We start from the raw sequence: 3,086 nt of genomic DNA, 5'->3' as shown, positions 1-3,086 counted from the left end.
GAAGAACTGCGAGAGGTTGCTCAACACCAGCTTGCAGTTCGTCCACTTGGCATTCTTGGCTTTGCTGTGTCGAAGATCGTAAACAGGCTCTAAGAGCTAACACAACCCAGCGAAGCGGTTCTGGCTAGGCGCCGTATCGCAGACAGTACCAGCAGTACGGCAAGATGCGGCAACGACGCCAGAAGGGTCGTGTTAGCCGCTCTAAATGAGGAATTAGCCCAACTGCACGTAGAAATTTCCCACCGATCCAGATTCATTATTTTCTATATTATCTTTAATAAAAATATAACCCACTCCATCGGATATAATTCCCCTATTTTCCCCCAGCGCCTCATCCATGTCTGGACCATAGATTGTTGCAATACATTCGTGACCTTCTATTTCTATCGGATCCTGAACCCAGTATGGGGTTCCACCCACATATGATGCCACATTATCATCATTCTCCTGAGCGGGTCTATTTGATATTGATTTGCAAATTTTCGACTGATGTGGATGAATACTTTTTTCCCGTCCACTCATGTCATGAAGAATGACTTTTGTATTCTTGACAACGTCTTTTTCCTCAGAAATTTTCCCATAGTGGGAATATTTTTCCCTGTTATACAAAACAAAAACTGACAACCAAAATTTATCGCCAACACCCCCTCTAACCCAATTAAATGGTATAGAGAGAAGATGGAACAATGGTTTACCATCGCCATCCACAGGCCATGCAACTTCTTCAGGCAGCTTACAGGGACCATCCAAATAGCCATAACCAACTTCAGGAAGTACAGGAAGAAAAATCAATTCTTTCAATTCGATCTCCTTTGAAAACGATTATAAACAACAGCAAAACTTCTCACTTGCTTTCCTCAACCTACGAGCTCTAGACGCAGGAATACCTGCCTTCCTAAGCGCACCTTGCCAAACATCCATTTGCCTCTTAAATGGCTTACCATCCGGACCGAAATCGAATACATTGACAGGATTTCCTAGATGCTGCAGTGCAAGGGCATTTTCGTGGCCATGTACAGCTCCATGGGTTTTACTATCCAATGCGATTGAGGGATTATTCTGCAATCTTTTCTTTTTGGTTGTACAGCCCGCCTGTACGAGTGTCTCGTGTCGAACCAGTTCGTGGGCAGCCAATTTATCGCCCACGTGAGAGCCACCATTCAAACCACCATATGTTCCTAATTGCCCAAAAACGGCTAATCCACGTGGATCCGCCCACACCATCGAATTGGGCGCATATTTATATAGGTTTATTCCACTTAGATACCCAATCGGATCCTGGTGTACGAACCTGCCGGTGGCAGGGTCGTAATACCGGAACCGGTTGTAGTGCAGCCCCGTCTCGCCATCGAAATGCTGCCCCTGGAACCGCAGCGGCTGCTCCACGAAGTTCAACGCCTGTACATCCCCCTTCGCCAGCGCCAAGGGCCGCTCTGCCTGGTTGAACACCGCCGCATCGTCCGTCCCCGTGCGCATCACCTGCAGCGCCTGCGTCTGCCCCCACACCTGGTAGCTCGCCGCCCACACGATGCGGCCCTGCTCGTCCGTCAGCTCCTGCGGCGCGCCGATCTGGTCGCATTGGGAAACCTCTCAAAACCTCAATTTCAGCCACTTGGCGTCTTTGTTAATCAAAAAGTTACGGCGCTGAGGATCGTAAATTCAGAGGTTTTGAGAGGTTCCCGGCAGTATTACCGCGTGCTGCAATAGCCCGAGGGCAAGAGCACTGGCAGGCCGTGCTGCCGACCCCGCAAGGCCCGCGATGCACGGCATGACGCGCGGCCTATTGGCGCCTGCCGTGACTCACGCAAGGCCTTGCAAATCTTCAGTCAGCTACGCGTGATACACGTTCGGCGGAATTCTGGAAATCATGGCCGCAAGGTGTCAATGATTGAGTAGTCAATATTTTCCATATATTCATCAAATACTTCAACACCGCTTTTTACAACCAGATCGGCCTCTTTTCCCGTAATAGGAAGCGCCCATAGAACCCTTACTTCCTGAGATCCTATCTTGATATGCTCAAGACCTTCACTTTCTCCCCTGAGTTCATCAAGCAAAAAAGCTTTGGTGCTCCACCCCTGCGGGGCCAGATCACTTTCACCCATCACCCTGGGAATTTTCGAACCATCTATATTCTCAATATGATGCGCCATCAGATCGCACAAATAATTGTATATTCTATCAACACTCTCCCCTCCCATGTCTTTTTGCAGCGCAAGCATCCACTCGACACCGAAAAGTTCACCGCTTGATTTTCTTTTCGTATTAGAAAGCCCTACGGTAGCAAATCGCGCAGGACTATCCTCATCCAATGCGGGGAAATAATATACTTCAATACGAATGTTTTTACCACCATCCTCCATTACCAACCTATACTCAGGCATAGACCAGCTGTTGATATAGGAAGCCAGTATAATAGACCGGCGAACATCGAACGAAAATTCCTTTTCCTTTCTTGTTTTTTCATTTTTTTCCACGATTATTACTTCCTTTTTGGTTTGGGTTTGAAATTGGGCCCAGTATCTGTTCTGTATTGTTGACTATGACTCATTGAACCGCCCTCCGACTTCTGACATGGCAAGCACACCAGACTTGTCGCGGTAGCGTTATACAAATCATTTCTAGTCGGTTGATCTGTATTGTAGCCAATGTCATTATGGGTTTTAACCAGAGGCGGGTCGTGCTGCACTGACATATTGTTTTCATCAAGGACAGTCTGGCACTTATCGCAACGAATATCTTTGTTAATATCTTCCTGTTTTGCCTTCAAATCATCCATAGTGCTTTTACGCACCCTCGTTGGATAAAGTTTCTTCCGTATACCTGGGCCGCTCCGCTTTGCCAATCCATAAGGATCCATCCAGTCCATTGGATTGGGAGCGAATACAAAAGGATTAGTCCCACCTCTTAACCCGATCGGATCCTGATGTACGAACCTGCCGGTGGCAGGGTCGTAATACCGGAACCGGTTATAGTGCAGCCCCGTCTCCGCATCGAAATACTGCCCCTGGAACCGCAGCGGCTGCTCCACGAAACTCAGAGCCTGCACGTCCCCCTTCGCCGCCAGCGCCAAAGGCCGCTCCGCC

3 protein-coding genes and 1 pseudogene are annotated in these 3,086 nt (G+C 48.4%); all 4 read right to left on the bottom strand.

The window, feature by feature from the left end; all coding sequences use genetic code 11:
- Positions 1 to 213: 213 nt before the first annotated feature.
- Positions 214 to 801 carry a hypothetical protein gene (locus BLR05_RS26385; protein WP_143016053.1) on the bottom strand — a complete coding sequence of 196 codons (588 nt, stop codon included), beginning with the start codon at positions 799 to 801 and terminating at the stop codon, positions 214 to 216.
- Between the two features lie 396 nt (positions 802 to 1,197).
- Positions 1,198 to 1,581 (bottom strand): annotated as a pseudogene (locus tag BLR05_RS27820) (RHS repeat-associated core domain-containing protein); the annotation flags it as partial.
- Between the two features lie 284 nt (positions 1,582 to 1,865).
- The gene (locus tag BLR05_RS25525; RefSeq protein WP_092840620.1) at positions 1,866 to 2,477 is read right to left on the bottom strand and encodes a suppressor of fused domain protein; all 612 of its coding nucleotides are present in this window, start codon (positions 2,475 to 2,477) and stop codon (positions 1,866 to 1,868) included.
- A 5-nt stretch (positions 2,478 to 2,482) separates the two neighbouring features.
- A partial coding sequence (locus BLR05_RS27435) for an RHS repeat-associated core domain-containing protein (protein WP_244160195.1) occupies positions 2,483 to 3,086 on the bottom strand: 604 nt, incomplete at its 5' end.

Source organism: Paracidovorax cattleyae (assembly GCF_900104515.1).
Classification (GTDB): domain Bacteria; phylum Pseudomonadota; class Gammaproteobacteria; order Burkholderiales; family Burkholderiaceae_C; genus Paracidovorax; species Paracidovorax cattleyae.
The sequence above is the reverse complement of the archived record's forward strand: the minus strand, read 5'-3'. Positions and strand labels throughout refer to the sequence as shown.